At 66.9% G+C, this 16,433-nt stretch carries 19 protein-coding genes; 13 read left to right on the top strand and 6 right to left on the bottom strand.

The window, feature by feature from the left end; all coding sequences use genetic code 11:
* Positions 1 to 139: 139 nt before the first annotated feature.
* From J2X52_RS14970 to J2X52_RS14985, 4 genes are all read left to right on the top strand, one after another.
* Complete coding sequence (locus tag J2X52_RS14970) at positions 140 to 856, top strand: hypothetical protein (RefSeq protein WP_310155062.1); 717 nt, start codon at positions 140 to 142, stop codon at positions 854 to 856.
* Positions 857 to 920: 64 nt separating this feature from the next.
* Positions 921 to 1,595 (top strand): hypothetical protein, encoded by a 675-nt coding sequence (locus J2X52_RS14975; RefSeq protein ID WP_310155065.1) that lies wholly within the window; start codon positions 921 to 923, stop codon positions 1,593 to 1,595.
* 174 nt (positions 1,596 to 1,769) lie between these two features.
* On the top strand, positions 1,770 to 2,123 hold the full coding sequence (locus J2X52_RS14980) for an FKBP-type peptidyl-prolyl cis-trans isomerase (RefSeq protein WP_310155068.1): 354 nt from the start codon (positions 1,770 to 1,772) through the stop codon (positions 2,121 to 2,123).
* A 387-nt stretch (positions 2,124 to 2,510) separates the two neighbouring features.
* Entirely contained in the window at positions 2,511 to 3,173 is a 663-nt protein-coding gene (locus J2X52_RS14985; protein ID WP_310155071.1) for a hypothetical protein, read from the top strand.
* Between the two features lie 158 nt (positions 3,174 to 3,331).
* On the opposite strand, the gene J2X52_RS14990 is transcribed toward J2X52_RS14985, so the two are convergent.
* Complete coding sequence (locus J2X52_RS14990; RefSeq protein WP_310155074.1) at positions 3,332 to 4,027, bottom strand: hypothetical protein; 696 nt, start codon at positions 4,025 to 4,027, stop codon at positions 3,332 to 3,334.
* 218 nt (positions 4,028 to 4,245) lie between these two features.
* Between J2X52_RS14990 and J2X52_RS14995 the strand changes: the two genes are divergently transcribed.
* Complete coding sequence (locus tag J2X52_RS14995; protein ID WP_310155077.1) at positions 4,246 to 4,599, top strand: FKBP-type peptidyl-prolyl cis-trans isomerase; 354 nt, start codon at positions 4,246 to 4,248, stop codon at positions 4,597 to 4,599.
* A gap of 146 nt (positions 4,600 to 4,745) precedes the next feature.
* Here J2X52_RS14995 and J2X52_RS15000 read toward each other — a convergent pair whose 3' ends face one another.
* Complete coding sequence (locus J2X52_RS15000) at positions 4,746 to 5,684, bottom strand: LysR family transcriptional regulator (protein ID WP_310155080.1); 939 nt, start codon at positions 5,682 to 5,684, stop codon at positions 4,746 to 4,748.
* 97 nt (positions 5,685 to 5,781) lie between these two features.
* On the opposite strand from J2X52_RS15000, the gene J2X52_RS15005 reads away from it, so the two are divergent.
* The 6 genes from J2X52_RS15005 (at position 5,782) to J2X52_RS15030 (ending at position 11,789) form a co-directional block, all read left to right on the top strand.
* A complete protein-coding gene (locus tag J2X52_RS15005; RefSeq protein WP_310155082.1) occupies positions 5,782 to 6,111 on the top strand; it encodes a nuclear transport factor 2 family protein in 330 nt (109 codons plus the stop codon).
* Complete coding sequence (locus J2X52_RS15010) at positions 6,108 to 6,890, top strand: SDR family oxidoreductase (protein ID WP_310155085.1); 783 nt, start codon at positions 6,108 to 6,110, stop codon at positions 6,888 to 6,890. The genes J2X52_RS15005 and J2X52_RS15010 overlap by 4 nt, the downstream gene beginning before the upstream one ends.
* Positions 6,891 to 7,074: 184 nt before the next feature.
* Positions 7,075 to 7,860, top strand: coding sequence for an alpha/beta hydrolase (locus J2X52_RS15015; protein WP_310155088.1), 786 nt, complete (start codon positions 7,075 to 7,077; stop codon positions 7,858 to 7,860).
* Positions 7,861 to 8,216: 356 nt separating this feature from the next.
* Entirely contained in the window at positions 8,217 to 9,239 is a 1,023-nt protein-coding gene (locus J2X52_RS15020; protein WP_310155093.1) for a hypothetical protein, read from the top strand.
* Positions 9,240 to 9,445: 206 nt separating this feature from the next.
* Complete coding sequence (locus J2X52_RS15025) at positions 9,446 to 10,051, top strand: hypothetical protein (RefSeq protein ID WP_310155096.1); 606 nt, start codon at positions 9,446 to 9,448, stop codon at positions 10,049 to 10,051.
* A gap of 508 nt (positions 10,052 to 10,559) precedes the next feature.
* Positions 10,560 to 11,789, top strand: a complete 1,230-nt coding sequence (locus J2X52_RS15030; RefSeq protein WP_310155099.1) for a GGDEF domain-containing protein — start codon at positions 10,560 to 10,562, stop codon at positions 11,787 to 11,789.
* A gap of 346 nt (positions 11,790 to 12,135) precedes the next feature.
* Here the strand turns inward: J2X52_RS15030 and J2X52_RS15035 are convergent, their stop codons facing one another.
* From J2X52_RS15035 to J2X52_RS15045, 3 genes are all read right to left on the bottom strand, one after another.
* Positions 12,136 to 12,588 carry a hypothetical protein gene (locus J2X52_RS15035; protein WP_310155102.1) on the bottom strand — a complete coding sequence of 151 codons (453 nt, stop codon included), beginning with the start codon at positions 12,586 to 12,588 and terminating at the stop codon, positions 12,136 to 12,138.
* Positions 12,589 to 12,681: 93 nt separating this feature from the next.
* The gene (locus tag J2X52_RS15040) at positions 12,682 to 13,539 is read right to left on the bottom strand and encodes a chemotaxis protein CheX (protein WP_310155104.1); all 858 of its coding nucleotides are present in this window, start codon (positions 13,537 to 13,539) and stop codon (positions 12,682 to 12,684) included.
* A gap of 39 nt (positions 13,540 to 13,578) precedes the next feature.
* Entirely contained in the window at positions 13,579 to 13,947 is a 369-nt protein-coding gene (locus J2X52_RS15045; protein WP_310155107.1) for a response regulator, read from the bottom strand.
* Between the two features lie 277 nt (positions 13,948 to 14,224).
* Between J2X52_RS15045 and J2X52_RS15050 the strand changes: the two genes are divergently transcribed.
* Entirely contained in the window at positions 14,225 to 14,680 is a 456-nt protein-coding gene (locus tag J2X52_RS15050) for a BON domain-containing protein (RefSeq protein ID WP_310155110.1), read from the top strand.
* A 460-nt stretch (positions 14,681 to 15,140) separates the two neighbouring features.
* Complete coding sequence (locus J2X52_RS15055; protein ID WP_310155112.1) at positions 15,141 to 15,449, top strand: hypothetical protein; 309 nt, start codon at positions 15,141 to 15,143, stop codon at positions 15,447 to 15,449.
* Between the two features lie 75 nt (positions 15,450 to 15,524).
* On the opposite strand, the gene J2X52_RS15060 is transcribed toward J2X52_RS15055, so the two are convergent.
* Complete coding sequence (locus J2X52_RS15060) at positions 15,525 to 16,286, bottom strand: DUF4440 domain-containing protein (RefSeq protein ID WP_310155114.1); 762 nt, start codon at positions 16,284 to 16,286, stop codon at positions 15,525 to 15,527.
* Positions 16,287 to 16,433 lie beyond the last annotated feature (147 nt).

Below are 16,433 nucleotides of genomic sequence, written 5' to 3' on the forward strand. Positions count from 1 at the left end.
TGAACTCGGCCGTGAACTGCTGACGCTTGACCATGGAACACCTCCGGGACCATTGTCCCCGTTATCAGGTGTCCGAATTAGCCGGGCCACTCCAGGTTCACTTAGTTTGGTTGTTTGAACTGGGAAGCGAGACGAGGCCATGGATCAGGCGCCCCTGACATTTGCGTTGCTGGACGCCCACATCGAGGCCATGCCCGAGGGGCCGGTCGCGACGCTCAACACGCCACAGTGGATTCGCCCTTGGACGCTCATTGGCGTTGTGGGTGCGGTGCTGGGCTTGCTGCCGTCGCTGTTGATCCAGTGGTTCGCACCGGCACAGTGGATGGTCTGGATGTCGAAGGCCGGGCTGATCGTCATGGTGATCGGATTCGCCCCGGGCTTCGTGCGCAACGTCTTTGTGTTGTGGAGCGAGTTCCGCACGCATCGACAGGGGCTGATCGCACAGGTCGACCATGATGTCGGTGAGTTCCGTGCGTTGGCGACACGGCTTGCCGCGTACCCCAAGGGTGAGCTGGAAGCGCAGGCGCGCGCTGCGCGGATGGCCTACGACCGCCTGGGTTCGCGCCTGATCATGCTGATTGGCGGTGTCGAGCGGCTCGGTCTGCTGCCATTGCTGTTGTCGCTGTTCGTGGTGCTGCGCAACTGGCGCGACCTGCTGGCCTTGCCCGGCTGGATGTCGTTCTTTGCGATCATGGCTGCGATCCTCTGGGTGATCGGCTGGGTCGGCGCCGAGTTCCGCAGGCGGTTGCAGTTCTACGGTTACCTGCTCGACGAAGCGTTGATCGTCCGGAGCGAGCAGCCAAGCACGGCATCCGGCCTGACGACGCATCGCGAGACCGGTGGGCCTGCAAACTGATACGCGTGCAGGCGCGTGCGGGTAAACAGTGAGGTCGTCGCTGTACATCAGGAGGGAACCCGCCGTGCGAACCAAGTGCCTTCTTACGCTGATCGCCGCCTTCGTTTGCTCCGCTGCAACGCTCGACGGGGCGGCGCGGGAAGTCGACACCGCCGTATTCGTCGGAGAGCGTATTTCGATTCGGCCGATGCCGGATCCATGCCGGGCGGCCGCGTCTCGGACCGGGGAACTCACCTGCATCACGATGGATGAGCTGTTCAAAGCGCGGTATCGCGTGGTGCAGAACATCGTCGGCGCGGAAGAGGGCGCGACGCTCGAGTTCGACGTGGCCGACCATTACGGATTTCCGCCGTTCGGCCGGTTCCGATACGCACTCCTGTTCGTCGCGATGGACGACGCGCCCTGGCTGCACAAGTACCAGGCAATCCCGATGCACTTGACTGCCGACAAACAGTGGGCGTCCTGTGGCGATATACGGTTCGACCCCGATGGCCAGCCCTCGGCGGACCTCAAGGCGCTGCGGTTTCCGCAGCCCATCGCACGTGAGGCGGAGCTCTCGACACACATGCGCGCGTCGTATGCAGCCGGAGAGCTGCCACATATGCGCATCGCGCGCGGTCAGGTCTGGTGTTCCGGGGGCATCCTGATCGACGACGTGTATCGGACGGTGCGCGACGGCGTGATGCGTGCTCGCGAAGTGCCGTTGCCGGAGTGGCCCGGAGTCGCTGCTCGGCCTTGAGCGCGAGTTTGGGTAACAGGTCGCGGGCCAAGTTCACTTCTGAGGTAAAGCGGTGAAAGCGGGCAGGCACGACAGAGCTGATCGGACCGTCGATCAGCGTTCCTTCGAGAATGCCGGGAACCCATCCGCCCGCTAAACTGCGCGCCCGTTTCCGCATTCGACAAGGATCCCGCCATGACCTCCATCACCACGCCGTCCGGCCTGCAGTACGAAGACACCGTCGTCGGCACCGGCAAGGAAGCGCAGCCCGGCCGCAACGTGACCGTGCACTACACGGGCTGGCTGTACGAGAACGGCGAGCAGGGCGCGAAGTTCGATTCGAGCAAGGATCGGGACGAGCCTTTCATCTTTTCCCTGGGCGGCGGCATGGTCATCAAGGGCTGGGACGAAGGCGTGCAGGGCATGAAGGAAGGCGGTCAGCGCACGCTGATCATTCCGGCCAGCCTGGGTTACGGCGCACGCGGTGCCGGCGGCGTTATTCCGCCCAACGCCACGCTGAAGTTCGAGGTGGAACTGCTGGGCGCCTGAAGCCAGCGGCGCACGCCACTTTCTGAGTGGCAGCCATTGAGCGCCATGTCGGCTTCATTTCTTTCTGCTCGCGCCCTCGCGGAAAAATCCTACGGCCAGGCGTCCCGATCGCGCCGCCGTTGACCTTGACGTTGCCGCGCGCCTCGTAGCAGACTCGATCCCAAGGAGCGTAGAAACTCCTCAGGTAGCGGTCCCCACCTCCGTCAATCTGGTGGGTTTTTTGTGCCCGTGCGCGTGCGGGCATGGACCGACGCGATTCCTGCGTCGGGAGGGCGGCTAATACAACACCCTTCGGGGAAATACGCCCGCCGTCTACCTGCGGTTTCTAACCTCCCGACTTCCCGTCCACATCCGTGGACGGGCACTTCAGGGAATGAGGAGACGACGATGTCGAAGTTGACGACGGAAGATCGCGGCGAAGTGGGCTATTTCCTGCCGGAGGACGGCCAGTTCCGGCTGCGCAAGCTGCACCAGCACATCGAGTTCCTGTCGCGTCTGGCGGAGCCACGCGTGGACGAGGAAGAGGACGGCCCGGAGATCGACCACCCGGCGTTGGCCGGCTGCCTGGAACTGTTGGCAGAGCAGGTGCAGCAAGTGCTCGATACGGTGACCTGGCCGGCACGTCTGGAGGTCAAGGGCAAGCCGGCTGCTGCAGACGTGGCTGCGGCAGTCGACGCGGCAGACGATGAAGACGAAGAGGCAGAGGAGATCGACGATGCGGCCGTGACCGGTGCGGCGGCGGTCGACCAGGACTACGACTTCGGCATGACGCTGGATCAGGTGGACGAGGCCGACCGGTTGCTTGATCTGCTGCGTGCCCAGGGCGATCTGCTGATGGCCAGCGGCGGCAATGACGTCGCGGACGGCACCATCACCGTGATGGGCGCGGCGATCTTCGATGGTGCGGAGGCGATGAAGGGCTTGATCCGTCAGATCGAGGATCAGGTGCTCGAAGCCGGGCCCGATGCGGGCGCGCGGGTGCGGGAGATGCCGGCCGTGTATGGCCCTGCCGGTGGGGTTGCCGAGCGCGAGGCAGCGCGCGTGCATTGATGAAGGCGGGCAGCGCGGCGCAGCCGCGCTGCCCTTTGGGGGAGTTTAGGCGGTCACGGGCAACCGACAGCCCGCGGGTATTCCGGCTTCTGCACGAAGAGTTGCTGAGGGAGGAATTCCGGCAGGACATGCGCGTCGCGCCACCCCACCTCGTGCCATCAGTCCGCGTCGGCCGGAACCGCGTGCAGGACGATATCGAAGTGCTCCGAGATCGCGACGGGCGCCGCGCCCGCGTCGTAGGCTAAATTGAGCGAGAACCGGACGACATAACGGCGCGCATCGCTGACAGGGGTTGTCCCGAGGCGGGGCTTCATCGCGGACCAGATGGCCTGGTGGTGTCGGGTCCAACTGCTCACCAGCAGCGTCTCTCCAGGCGCCAACGTCTTTCGCTCGGTTCGTCCGGACTGCGTGTCACCACAGCATTCGGCGAATGCGGTGGCCTCGTCCCGTCGTCCTTCGGGCCAGTAGGCGACGGACTGGAACGCGCTCGACACACCACGTCTGTAATCGACCGCCACAGGACTGGAGCCACGATTGGTGATGCGTGCGGTCGCGGTGAATTGACCGAGGTTGGCATCCCCGCCGGCCTGGAGGCAGAGCGTCGGCGTTCCGATCACGTCGAGCGCGAGTGGCCCGCTCCGGCGACTCTCCAGGATCCGGATGTCCATGTCGCAGGAGCTGGCGATGGCGGTCCCCTCCACGCTGCATGCGGCCAGTGCAACAAGCCCGACAATGGCGCACCTGGCGGACAACCATGTCGACATCTGCGGCGTCTCCCTGTCTCGCATGACCGGTTCCACCTCGACCGCCGCCCGATGCTTGATGGCCGAGGGGCGAGACGCGGGGGTGCCCATTCGGTTCGTCGTTGTCGAGACTACAGACAGTGGGAAGGCAATGGCCAGCGGGATCCCGGGTCACTTCAGGGTGGCCGCTTCGCCTATTGCTGCCCGGAGGTCGCCGACGGTGCCAGCTTCACGCATGGCGCGGGAGTCAGAACCGGTTCTCAGAATGCGGGACCCCGACCCGCCCGCTAAACTGCGCCCCCGTTTCCGCATTCGACAAGGATTTCGCCATGACCTCCATCACTACGCCGTCCGGCCTGCAGTACGAAGACACCGTCGTCGGCACGGGCAAGGAAGCACAGCCCGGCCGCAATGTGACCGTGCACTACACCGGCTGGCTGTTTGATAACGGCGTGCAGGGCGCGAAGTTCGATTCGAGCAAGGATCGCGACGAGCCTTTCATCTTTTCGCTGGGCGGCGGCATGGTCATCAAGGGCTGGGACGAAGGCGTGCAGGGCATGAAGGAAGGCGGTCAGCGCACGCTGATCATTCCGGCCAGTCTGGGCTACGGCGCACGCGGTGCCGGTGGCGTCATTCCGCCCAACGCCACGCTGAAGTTCGACGTCGAGCTGCTGGGCGCCTGAGTCCGGCAACGCGCTGTACCAGGCAGGACGCGCGCACAAGGATCGAGGACGCACTGCAGGCGTGCAGTGGCGTCTTCGACCGCTATTCGCAGCGCAGCGCCGGATGACGAAAGGCACGGCGATCCGCGGTTGCGGTGCGGTCGCGGTCAGGTCGCCGCGACGTCTGATGGACCCGCATCGTCGGCGCCAATATCCAGATCCAGCAGGCAGTCGATGAAGGCGCGCAGGGCGGGGCGCATGTGGCGCCGGCTGGCGTAATAGAGGTACAGGCCTGGCACCGTCGGTGACCAGTCGGCGAGCACGCGCTTGAGACGTCCCGCCTGCAAGGCTGCGACGACGGCGTCGTCGTCGTAGGCATAGAGGATGCCCAGCCCCGAGAGGGCCGCGGCGGTGAGCAGGTTCTGGCGGTTGGCGATCACCGGGCCCTCGCCGTAGAAATCGACCTGCCTGCCGTCCTTCGTGAATTCCCAGCCGGCGATCCGGTCGCTGCCGGGGAAGCGGAAGTTGAGGCAGGCGTGGCGTGCAAGGTCCGCGGGCGTGGCGGGCTCGCCGCACCGGGCGAGATAGTCGGGCGTCGCGACCGCCATCAGCTCCACGTCGGGCGTCAGGCGCACGGCGACGACATCCTTTTCCAGTCGCCGGCCCACGCGGATGCCGGCATCGAAGCCTTCGGCCGCGATGTCGCTGAGTTCATCGCTGATGACGATGTCGAGCACGACATCCGGATGCGCCCGCCCGAAACGCCCGAGGCGCGGCGAAATGAGTGTCTCAGCCGCCTTGCTGAAGGTGTTGATGCGCAAGGTGCCGGCGGCGCGTGCGTTCGATCCCATGGCCTCGGCCACGGCTTCGTCCATGTCGCGCAGCATCGGGGCGATGCGCGTGTGCAGGCGTCGGCCGGCTTCGGTGGGCGACACGCTGCGCGTGGTGCGGTTGAGCAGGCGCACGCCGAGGCGTTCTTCCAGCTGCCGGATGATCTGGCTCAGGACCGAGCGGGACAGCCCCAGATGATCGGCGGCCCGGGCGAAGCTGGACCGGTCGACGACGGCCGCGAAGGCCCGCAGTTCAGCGAATTCGGATCCGCGCATTGTGTACCGTTTTCGACATGGCCTGATTCGATAATAGGCGATTCACAGCACGATTCACGCGGCGCAGCATGACCGCTCCAACCGACAGGAGCGCGTCATGCACACCCTCGATCTACCCGAACCGATTGCCGCCTATTTCGAAGCCGACCGTCTGGACGGCCAGGCGTTGGCCCGCTGCTTCAACGACGATGGCGTGGTGCTGGACGAGGGCCACACCCAGCGCGGCCCCGCGCAGATCGCGGACTGGAAGACGGCGATGGACGCGAAGTACGCCGCCACCGCCCGGCCGCACACCGTGGCGCAGGACGGCCGCGCGTATGTCGTGACCTGCAATGTGTCCGGCGCGTTTCCCGGCAGCCCGGTCGATCTGCGCTACACCTTCACCCTGGCCCGCGGCCGGATCGCATCGCTGGAGATCGCGCCATGAGCTTCGATCTCCGGATCGTAGGCACACGCGTTCTGGTCACGGGCGGCACGCGGGGCGTGGGCGCCGCGGTCTCCGCAGTGCTCGCCAGCCTGGGCGCCCGCGTCGTCGCGACGGCCCGGTCGATCCCCGACAGGACCGTCGACGGCGTCCATTACCTCGCGGTCGATCTCGCCACGCCCGAAGGCGTCGCGCGCGCGGTGGCCGAGGCGCGCGCCCACCTCGGCGGTGTGGATGCACTGATCAATGTGGTCGGCGGTTCGTCGGCGCCCGCGGGCGGCTTCGCGAAACTCGACGACGCGGAATGGGCCAAGGCGCTGGACCTCAATCTCATGGCAGCCGTGCGCACCGATCGTGCGGTGCTGCCGGAGATGCTCGAGCGCGGCGCGGGCGTGATCGTGCACGTGACCTCGATCCAGCACCGCTTGCCGCTGCACGATTCCACCATCGCCTACGCCGCGGCGAAGGCCGCGCTGTCGACTTACAGCAAGGCGCTGTCGAAAGAGGTGACGCCACAGGGCGTGCGCGTGCTGCGCGTTTCGCCGGGCTGGGTGGAGACCGAGGCGACGACCGACTTCCTCGGCACCATCGCCGCCAGCGCGAACACCGATCTCGCGGGCGCACGGCAGCAGGTGATGGATGCGCTGGGCGGCATTCCGCTCGGACGGCCGGCGATGCCCGCGGAGGTTGCCGACCTCATCGCGTTCCTGATCTCGCCCCGTGCGGCGGCGATGTCGGGCAGCGAGGTCACGATCGACGGCGGCACGGTCCCCACCGCCTGACGCCGGCCGGTTGCCGCGGACGGATCCCGCGGCAGCCGGCGGTCGCGTTCGCAGATCCGGACGGATTATCAAATTATTCGGACTTTTAATTCCTCAGGGTCCGGACGCTGTGGAAAAGTAGCCCTGCCGAACGACACATCCCACTCCACGCACACCGCAATCCCATTCCGACCGGAGACCTGCCATGTCCATCCTCAAGACCGCCGTCCTCGCCGCCGCCCTGACCGCCAGCGCCGTGTCCGGCGCGTACGCAAGCGATGCAGCGACGCCGACCACCGCGACCCATGCGAAGAATGTCGTGCTGGTGCACGGGGCGTTCGCCGACGGTTCGGGCTGGCGCCCGGTGTACGACCTGCTCACCGCACGCGGCTACCGCGTGTCGATCGTGCAGAACCCGCTGACCTCGCTGGAGGACGACGTCGCAGCCACGCGTCGCGTCCTCGATCGCCAGGACGGGCCGACCGTGCTCGTCGGCCACTCCTGGGGTGGCACGGTGATCACCGAGGCCGGCGTGCACGACAAGGTGACCGCGCTGGTGTACGTGTCCGCGCTGGCGCCCGACGCCGGCGAGACCACCGCGCAGCAGTACGCCGGTTTCGCGCCGACGCCGGAATTCGTCATCGACACCGCGGCCGACGGCTTCGGCATCGTGAAGCCCGCTCAGTTCAAGGCCGGTTTCGCGCATGACACCACCGACGCCGACGCTGCATTCCTGCGCGATTCGCAGGTGCCGATCAACATGGCCGCGTTCGCCACGCCGTTGACGCAATCCGCGTGGCGCAGCAAGCCCAGCTGGGCGGTGATCGCGACCGAGGACAAGGCGTTCGACCAGGCCATGCTCGTGCACATGGCCGAACGCATCGGCGCCGACATCACCCGTGTGTCGGCCAGCCACGCGCTGTTCTACACCCAGCCGGGCGTGGTCGCCGACGCGATCGAGCGCGCCGCGCAGGGCGTGCGCCAGGAGTGAGCGTCTCGCCGCGACAGGGGCCGGTCGCGTCCGGTCCATGTCGCGGCTGGCAGCGTATCGGCTGCCTGCAGGGCGCATGTGCCGTCGGTCGGGAACTCCGTATCCGGATGCCCGATCAGCGCATCGACGCATCTCGCCACGGCACGCGCGTGACGTGTCACGCCCGGGTGGCCTGAAGCAGACCCACCGCCTCGCGCTGCAGTTTCGCTGCGACGGATTCGGGTGTCGCCCTGGACGGCCCGGCTGCGGACGAATGATCTGCAGGAATTCTCCGACCCGTTCGGGAGCAGGCGATACCGGTCGACGCGCCTCGCGTCATGCGACGATGCGTCCCGGATTCGGGGAGGAGGAGCAGGATGCTCGCGTGGCTGTTCGGAAAGAAAACACCTGAGGCGCAGCCGGCGCCGGACGCGCACGCGCGGATGCCTGTGCAGATGCATTGGCGTACCGACATGACCTTGCCTGTGCCGGACTGGTCGGCGATGGACGCCACGCTTCCCGACGATGCAGATGAGCGTCTGCTGCACGGCTACTACGACGCCGCAGCCGCGCACTGGCTCGACGTGCTCGCTGCTGCATTGCCCGCCGACTATCGGCAGACGGGCACGACGGACTTCCTGTTGCTGTCGGCGCAGTCTGCGCGCGCGTCTGCGCTGGTGCTGCGCAGCTGCACGCAGGCCTTGCGGGCGATCCGCAGCAGCCTCGGGCCACTGGCCTGCGAAAGCGGTTACGGACGTCACGTGGTGCTGGTCTTCGCCAGTCAGGACGATTACTACGCGTATCTGTCGCAGTACCAGGGCGACGGAGACGAAGTGCCGATGTCGAGCGGCGTCTTCATCAACGCCGGCTACGGGCATTTCGCGAGCTGGCACGACGGGCTGGACGAACTGGAAGCGGTGGTCGTCCACGAACTCACGCATGCGCTGCTGGCGCATCTGCCGATGCCGGACTGGTTGCACGAGGGGTTCGCGGTGAACGTGGAGCGCACCCTGCTGCCGCGGCTGGCCGATCCGCGGCTGGCGCTGTATCGCCCCGACGAGATGGCCGCGCGCCATGCGGACTGGTGGAACGCGACGACGATCCAGGCGTTCTGGTCGGGCGCGGCGTTCCACACTGCGGGTGAGGGCGTCGAGCTGGCCTACGAACTTGCGCGCGAAATCACCGTACTTGCCGCGCGCGAAGACGAAGCCGCGTTCCGGGCATTCGCGGCAAGGGCCCACAGCGAAGACGCCGGCAGTGCTGCCGCGGTCGACACGCTGGGCTATCCGCTTGAACACCTGATCGAGGCGGTGCTGGGCGAGGGGGACTGGGCGCCGAAGCCGGAATCTTGGATCGTGGCCCGGGAGATCACGGTGCCTGGTGCACGTCTCACCGCTTAGGAATTTGCGCTTACAGTCGGGTCCTTGCTGCAACGTATACGCATGCTGCTTCGTATAGACGCGCCGCCTTGCGATTGTTGGCGCAGTCATGAGGCGCAACGCCATCCACCACCGAACCCATCGGTCACCCCATGCTCTCAAGACGCGGCTTTCTCCAGGCACTTGGCGCATCCGCTGCAGCGCTGTCGCTCGATCCGCTGGCCACCGTGTCCACCACCGGCGACCTCTATCGCAATCGTCGGATCGGACTGGAAGTGTTGAAGCCGCCGGGATGGGAGTTCAGTTCGATCGCCGACTTCGCAGCGGTACGGGAGCAGACGCTGCTGTTGGACGAGGTCCGGGGCGAGCAATTTCCGGAGGAGCTGCACCCGCTCAAGGACGTGACGAACCTGCCCGTGTTCCTGTTCGAGAATCCGCGTTGGCGCCATGGCAGCTTCGTGCCGGGGATCGCGATGTATGACGAGCCGCTGGATGGCGCAGCGCCGCGTCACGAGCGCAGGGCGCACGCGCGCATGATCGCTGGCCTTGCGCAGTCGTATGCAGACTGTCGCGTGCTGGAAGCGCCCGCATACGTGGAGTTGCGTGGTGCGAAGGCGACGTGGTGCCGCTGGTCCTACCTCCACGAGATTGCCTCCGGTCAGCAGGCTGCCCTCGACGTTCAGAGCCTGCTGGTGTTCCGCGCGCCGCGCGTCCATACCTGGTATCTGATCGACCGCCATCCCGACCACCATGTCGCCGATGCGACGTGGCGCAAGGTGATCGACTCGATCGGTTACGACGGGCGTCAGGGCGACACGTCCGCCTCCTCATAGCCTGCGTTCCCGGTTCCGTATTTTTCTGGGCACGAAGCGTCGTGGGGTACGGGCGTCTGCAGCATCCATCGCAGCCTGTCTCGGGAGGTTTGAGGTTCAGAGCGTTGAGCGCGGTCACGCTGGTGATCGCAATGCTGCGGCCGGTCAGCGCGTCGGCGACGGCAAGCTGACGGTGTCAGGCTTACTTATCACGGCGATTTCAGTGCCCGGTGCACTTCATTGCGCCGTCTCGGCTGCCGAGCGGCTGAGATGGCACGCCTGGGCTGAGCGCCAGAAAGAGTTCCATGTGGATGCCTTTGCATGGAGCACCGAGGACGCAGGCGCGGATTCAAGTTCCCGTCCGCGCGGCCGCTGATAACAGACTGTCACCTTCGGTTCGGGCGGCGAGGACGCGGCCAGCTCTGCAATCCAATCTCGCTCGCTGCGAGGCACGTCGCCCGTGCCTTCGGCGGCGGCTGCGAGCGGCGCGGCGGTCCGTCATCGCCCTTGTTCCGACTTCGAGCGCCTGATGATCGCCACTCTTCTCGTCGGCATGCTGTGTGTCTACCTGCTGAGCTTCGCGGTGATGTTCCTGCTCATCGGCAGGCGCCTGGATGCCGGGAAGATGGGGATGGATGCATTCGCCGTGGGCAACTTCACCCTCGGCGCCGCGTACGTGCTGCAGCTGCTGGAAGGGCCGGCGGGGTGGAGTTGGATGGGCGTGGTCAATCACTCGCTCACGCTCGGTGCGTTGCTGGCCTACAGCGTTGGCGGCTTGCGCTTTTTCGGGCGGCCGACGTCGCTGCTTTGGCCGCTGGCCGCGCTGGGGCTGGGCTACGCGGTTGTGCAGATCATCGTGGAGTGGGTCTGGGGACCGGTGGCGCGCTACGTGTTGCTCGCGGCGATATGCGCGCTGTGTTTCGCCGGCATGGTGGTCGTGCTGCTGGCAGGGCTGCGCACGTTCGCCCGTGATCTCCGTGGCGAGGTGCTGCTGTTTGCCGCGCTGATCAGCGGCATCTGTGTGTTGAACGTGCTCAAGCTGACCAAGTTGCTGGCCGGTGGTCTTCCGGCGCTGGCGATGGATGACCAGTTCCAGGTGGTCTTCTATGTCTACATGTGCTCGCTGGCGACGATCATTCCGCCGTTCATCGTGTGGCTGGTGCTGCGTCGCCTGACCGACAAGCTCCGCGACATGGCCGCGCGTGACCCGCTGACGCAGTTGCTCAACCGCCGCGGGCTGACCGAGGCCCTGGCCGCGCGCCTGCGGCGTCCGAACGCCGGCGCGCGCTTGTTGCTGATAGACGTCGACCACTTCAAGCGCGTCAATGACAGGTACGGTCACCACGCCGGGGATGCCGTGCTGTGCGCGATTGTCGATGTGCTGCGCGGGGCCGTGGGCACGGACGATCTGCTGTGCCGGATGGGCGGTGAAGAATTCGCTGTTGTCTGCCCGGGCGCCGACGCAGACAACGCATTGCGCGTGGCCGAGCGCGTCCGCATCGCAGTGGCGTCGACGGTGATGCTGCAGGTGGCGGGCGAGGCGGTGCGCTGCACCGTCACCGTGGGCGTCTCGGGGAGCTTCGATGACGATGCGTCGCTGGTCAGGGCGATGCAGGATGCCGACGCGGCGCTCTATCGCGGCAAGAATGCAGGACGCAACCGGGTGGAATTGGGAGGCGTGACCGCGTCAGCTGCACCGGTTGGGGAGGGGGCTCCCGGCGCGCAGAGCGCCATTGAGAGCCAGGGAGGGTCTGGATAACTGGCGTCATTCCCGCGGCTCTCAACCGCCGAACGGCTGGTCAAGCGGCGGCCCAGCAGCTTCAAGCCTTTGAAAGCCGAAGACGCTGGCCACGTTTCGCGATCAGTCGGGACACGGCATTCGTAAGCGTGGCGACGCGCCGAGCAAGGCCGAGGCGAACAGCTGCGCCACCACCGGGAGAGGGCCCCAACATGCCCCGGAGGCGGCTTGTCCGCGCGCGGCGTTGTGTCTGGCAGATCGATCCGAAGACCAGCGCCATTCGCGGAAAGCTGACGGGGCCGGGCGCCTGTCCCAGAGGGCGATCAAGCGTGTGCGATGCCGGGGGCCGACGCTGCGCGACAGGTGCCTAGGGCCGGGTGTCGAGCGCGTCGATCCGCCTCTGCAGCCGGTGCAGCTGCGCACGCATCATCTCCAACACCGGCGGCGGTCGCGACAGGGCGCGTAAAGCGCGAACGGCGAACACGGCTGCCGACAGGAACAGCAGGCCCATCATCGACCGCATCAGGAGCAGGCCCCAGTACGCGGGGTCGTCGGTGCCCCGGCGTCGGCAGTCGAACGACATGCGGGGGCAATCGACGATGTAGCCCTGAAGAAGGCTCATGACCACCGGATGCAGGCACCAGACGGACACGACCAGGATCAGCGGGATCGCCAGCCCCAAGGCCCACCTGACGCGGGTGCGGTTCGCGCTGAGCTGACGCGTCGCGGTGTCCAACTCGCGTTGCTGTTCGGCGTGGAGGCGCCGCAGCCCGTCGAGCTGGCCCTGTTGTGTGTCATCCGGGTGCTCGACTTCCGTCACACGACCACCGTTTCGATCCTGTCGATTGCGCCCGCCGAATGCATGCGTGTTGCCGGCGGGAGGCGCAGTGTACGCGTGACGCCGCGGTACGGATCAGGCCGGGCGGTCCACCAGCAGCGCGAAGGCGCCCAGCTGCGTGCCCATGCCGATCGCCAGACTGCGTGTGGTGTCGGCGGCGAGTGCGGCAGCCGGCACGGTCGCGTCGGGCGGCAGTGCGCGGTAGACGGCGTCGTCATCGGTCATCACGTCGCGGACGAGATAGCCCATCAGCACATTGACCATTTCGCCCAGGGCGTCGAGCGCCAGGGCGTCGTCGCATTCCTCCGGCGTGATGCCGAGCAGGGCGCAGGCCAGCGCGCGGGCGGCGGCCATGTCGGCGGCGAGGGCGATGCCGAAGGGATGATCGCCCTGCACCTGCACGTGGGCGACGTGTGGCCAGGCGTCGAGGTCGTCCGGCGTCAGTACTTCGGCGGGCAGACACTGGCTGGCGAGCATGCGCGGGAACAGCCGTGCACACAGGTCGATCGCGCTGTTGGCGAGCCCACCCAGCGGATGGCTTTCGATCACGCTCTCGAGTGCGTGCTTTGCCTTTTCCTGGTCGGCGCGATGCAGGGCGATCTCCGACTGCAGGCGCGCGGCATCGATGGCGCCCTGTTCCAGCAGCACCTGACCGAGCATCCGGCGCCCGGTCTTCTGCGCTTCGAGCAGTGCATCGAGGCGGTCCTGATCCAGTGCGCCCATTTCCAGCGCGATATCGCCGAAGCGGCGGTCTTCCACGCGCTGGCGCTGCTGGATGCGTCGCGCCTGTGCTTCGTCGAGCCAGCCTTTGCGCACGGCCAGTTCGCCCAGGAGCGGGTTGGACGCGCGCTGCGCTTCGATCGCCGCCAACAGCTGCGGCGCGGTGATGACGCCACGTTCCAGCAGGAACTGGCCAAGGAATTTCGCTGCCATCGTGTGCCCTTTATGCAAAGAATTGGGACGGGTCGCCGCTCAGGCGAGCACCTGGTGGAGCACGCGCTCCATCGCCTCGGGGTCGATGGGCTTCTGCAGGTAGGAACGCGCGCCCAGGCGCAGACACTGCTCGATGTCGCTCTGTGCGCCGAGCGAACTGAGGATGACCACGCGGGCCTGCGGATCCACTTCGAGGATGCGGGCCAGTGCTTCGCGTCCGTCGCTTTGCGGCATCACCAGGTCCAGCAGCACCAGGTCCGGGCGCAGCGCCTGGTACTGGCTGACCGCCTCCAGGCCATCTCCGGCTTCGCCGACCACGTCGAACCCGGCGGCGTCCAGCTGCCCTGTCGCCAGCATGCGCAATGCGCGCGAGTCGTCGCACACCAGTACGGTGGGTCGTGCGGTCATTAACGTCTCCTGGTTGAGGGCGGGTGGCTCGCTGGCCTGTTGGCGTTAGCGGCTGCGGACTGCAGATCTTGAGCGCCGGCCTGCGGTGCCCGACGCGGCAGCCGACAGCGTCTTCCCGGTGCCGGCGTCGGAATATGGACCGTGACAGTTCCCTTCGCAGGCGTGTCACGAACGTAAACGTCAGCCGGCTGTGTGGCGATCAGGGCGTCTCCGTCACGCCCTGCAGGCAGCGCGCCGTCGAAACTCCCCGGCACACACCCAGACGCTGGAGCTTCAGATGACTTCCAACATCACCCGTATTCCGCTTGCCATTGCTCTGACCTCGGTGCTGGCCTTTGCCGCTGGTTGCTCGAACGATCGCGCCGCAGACGACCGCGCCGGCATGCAGCCGGCCAATGATCCGGCCATGCAGACCACGCCGCCGGTCGGCACCGCGGACACCACGGCGCCGGGCGCAATGGACAACACCCGTACCGGAATGAACGATGGTCCCGATTCCGAACAGCCGGGCACCGATACCTGGATCACCACCAAGGTGAAGTCCTCCCTGCTGGCCGACTCCGACGTGGCCGGTCTCGATATCAATGTCGAAACCGTCAATGGCGTCGTGACGCTGACGGGCCAGGTGGACGAGCAGACCCAGATCGCCGAGGCCACCCGCATTGCGCGTGAGATCGAAGGCGTGACCAATGTGGTCACCACCGGTCTGACGACCGCCGCGACCAACCGCTGAGTCGCGCTTGCCGGACCGGGCCAAGCGCCCGGTCCCGGCCGCTTCGAAACGTGTTGCCGATGCCGCACCCTCTTGAGGTGCGGCATTTTTTATTGGGCGGAAAGGCGCCGGCCAAGGTGCAGGCCGAGCGCATGAGGTGATCCGGCCTGGGCGCGGAAGTCGCGTGTCGACGCCTGCGTAGAGCAGCGCCGATTTTGGGTGTCACCCGACGGCGAGGTTGCGAAGATGCATCGCGTGCGCAGGCGATGCGCGAACTGGGCGTCGTTTCGGGTCGCGCGATGCCGATCGCACCTCGCGCCCCAGCGCGGCTGTGCCGATGGTGGGTGCACCGGCGTGGGGCGGCTACGTCGCAGCACCGCGCTGAACCGCTACCCTTCACCCGGCGTGGGCGATCCTGGCGGGCCCCGCCCGCGGTCGCGGCGAGCGCATACTTGCGCCCTATCTCCTGACGGCCGCGCGCATGATTGACCCGATTCCACTGGAAGACCTGGCGCTTCTCGACGTGCTGGAGCAGATCAGTCAGGCGAGCGAGGCGATGCAGGTGGAAACCGAAATGATGCGTCGGCTCGAGGAGAGCGCGCTGATCGAGGATCACGAAGATGGTGTCCGCCTGACCCATGCAGGCGTCGCGATGTGCAAGTCGCTGCAGCACCGGGTTGCGGCCGACAAGCTGGCCAACGAGATCATCGACAAGCGCGAGAACGCTGGCGAGAGCAACCGCCCCTTGCCGGGCGAGCGTGCGCCGGTCGAGCCGCCGACAATCCCGTGAGGCTTTGCGCGCGGCGAGTCGGGCGCTTCGGCGTCGAGGGTTCACGCACGACGTGCTGACGGACTCACGCCGGGGCTATCGGTCCCGGCTGGCGCGCTCGGTCGGCGCGCCGTTCTCGTAGACGACCAGCGCAGCGGGCGCTGACACCGCGGCGGGTTCGAACTCGAAGCGCAGATCCCGTTCCTTCGCGAAGAAGCGGGTCGCCGATTCCGGATACAGCAGTAGGACGAAGTCGCCGGCGGTCAGCTTGAGGTGCGCACCTTCGACGACCACCGACATCTCGCCGATGCGCGCCGAGCGATAACGCCCGACGTATGCGGCGAGCGTCGATGCTGGCAACTCGATCGCAGCCGGCGGCGTGTAGGGCGCCGGTCCGTGCGCGTAACTCAACACGCGGTGCATTCGCCAGCGACCGTGCTGGAAGCGCCAGAGGTTGGTGAATTCCGCTTGGCCGTCGAGGCGCTCCGGCGCATCGCCGCTGCGCACGTGGAAGCGATGGCGCCCGGACAGGATCGCGTAGCCGTCCGCCAGCGGATGAAACGCCAGACTCCCGTCGATGATTTCGCGCCGCAGCCGCATGTCGGACGTTGCGCAGGCGCCATTGCGCAATGAATCGACGACGCCTTCGCGCGTGGTCGTGCGTCCCGTTCTGTCGTGATAGAACTCCACATCTTCGGTGAGCAGTGCGCCGATGGCCGTCATGTCGCAGGCGTTGTACGCCCGCCAGAACGCGGCATCGGCGGCGCGTACCTCGCGTTCGGCATCGGGCGTCTGTGCGGTTGCCACCGTGTTCGCAATCAGCAGGACACATGTCGCGGCGTAGCGGGTGATGGCCATCGAATGGACCGGCTTGCGAACTGGCGCCCAACGTAGCGGCGCCGGGCACGCGGCGCGTCAGCCGGAAGACACCCTGCCGGATGGCGTGACGGACGTGCGTGCGCCTGGCGCGTGGTCGCGGATTGCGGACGCATGGCTGTCTGTCCG

The sequence above is a fragment of the Luteimonas sp. 3794 genome (assembly GCF_031456825.1).
GTDB lineage: Bacteria > Pseudomonadota > Gammaproteobacteria > Xanthomonadales > Xanthomonadaceae > Luteimonas.

Bases quoted from the DNA above. Each gene is read 5' to 3' on its own strand.
- J2X52_RS15015 (WP_310155088.1), top strand. From the start codon at position 7,075: ATGTCCATCCTCAAGACCGCCGTCCTCGCCGCCGCCCTGACCGCCAGC.
- J2X52_RS14985 (WP_310155071.1), top strand. From the start codon at position 2,511: ATGTCGAAGTTGACGACGGAAGATCGCGGCGAAGTGGGCTATTTCCTG.
- J2X52_RS15045 (WP_310155107.1), bottom strand. From the start codon at position 13,947: ATGACCGCACGACCCACCGTACTGGTGTGCGACGACTCGCGCGCATTG.
- J2X52_RS15050 (WP_310155110.1), top strand. From the start codon at position 14,225: ATGACTTCCAACATCACCCGTATTCCGCTTGCCATTGCTCTGACCTCG.
- J2X52_RS14990 (WP_310155074.1), bottom strand. From the start codon at position 4,027: ATGGGCACCCCCGCGTCTCGCCCCTCGGCCATCAAGCATCGGGCGGCG.
- J2X52_RS15005 (WP_310155082.1), top strand. From the start codon at position 5,782: ATGCACACCCTCGATCTACCCGAACCGATTGCCGCCTATTTCGAAGCC.
- J2X52_RS15010 (WP_310155085.1), top strand. From the start codon at position 6,108: ATGAGCTTCGATCTCCGGATCGTAGGCACACGCGTTCTGGTCACGGGC.
- J2X52_RS14980 (WP_310155068.1), top strand. From the start codon at position 1,770: ATGACCTCCATCACCACGCCGTCCGGCCTGCAGTACGAAGACACCGTC.
- J2X52_RS14970 (WP_310155062.1), top strand. From the start codon at position 140: ATGGATCAGGCGCCCCTGACATTTGCGTTGCTGGACGCCCACATCGAG.
- J2X52_RS15020 (WP_310155093.1), top strand. From the start codon at position 8,217: ATGCTCGCGTGGCTGTTCGGAAAGAAAACACCTGAGGCGCAGCCGGCG.
- J2X52_RS15055 (WP_310155112.1), top strand. From the start codon at position 15,141: ATGATTGACCCGATTCCACTGGAAGACCTGGCGCTTCTCGACGTGCTG.
- J2X52_RS15040 (WP_310155104.1), bottom strand. From the start codon at position 13,539: ATGGCAGCGAAATTCCTTGGCCAGTTCCTGCTGGAACGTGGCGTCATC.
- J2X52_RS14995 (WP_310155077.1), top strand. From the start codon at position 4,246: ATGACCTCCATCACTACGCCGTCCGGCCTGCAGTACGAAGACACCGTC.
- J2X52_RS15000 (WP_310155080.1), bottom strand. From the start codon at position 5,684: ATGCGCGGATCCGAATTCGCTGAACTGCGGGCCTTCGCGGCCGTCGTC.
- J2X52_RS15030 (WP_310155099.1), top strand. From the start codon at position 10,560: ATGATCGCCACTCTTCTCGTCGGCATGCTGTGTGTCTACCTGCTGAGC.
- J2X52_RS15060 (WP_310155114.1), bottom strand. From the start codon at position 16,286: ATGGCCATCACCCGCTACGCCGCGACATGTGTCCTGCTGATTGCGAAC.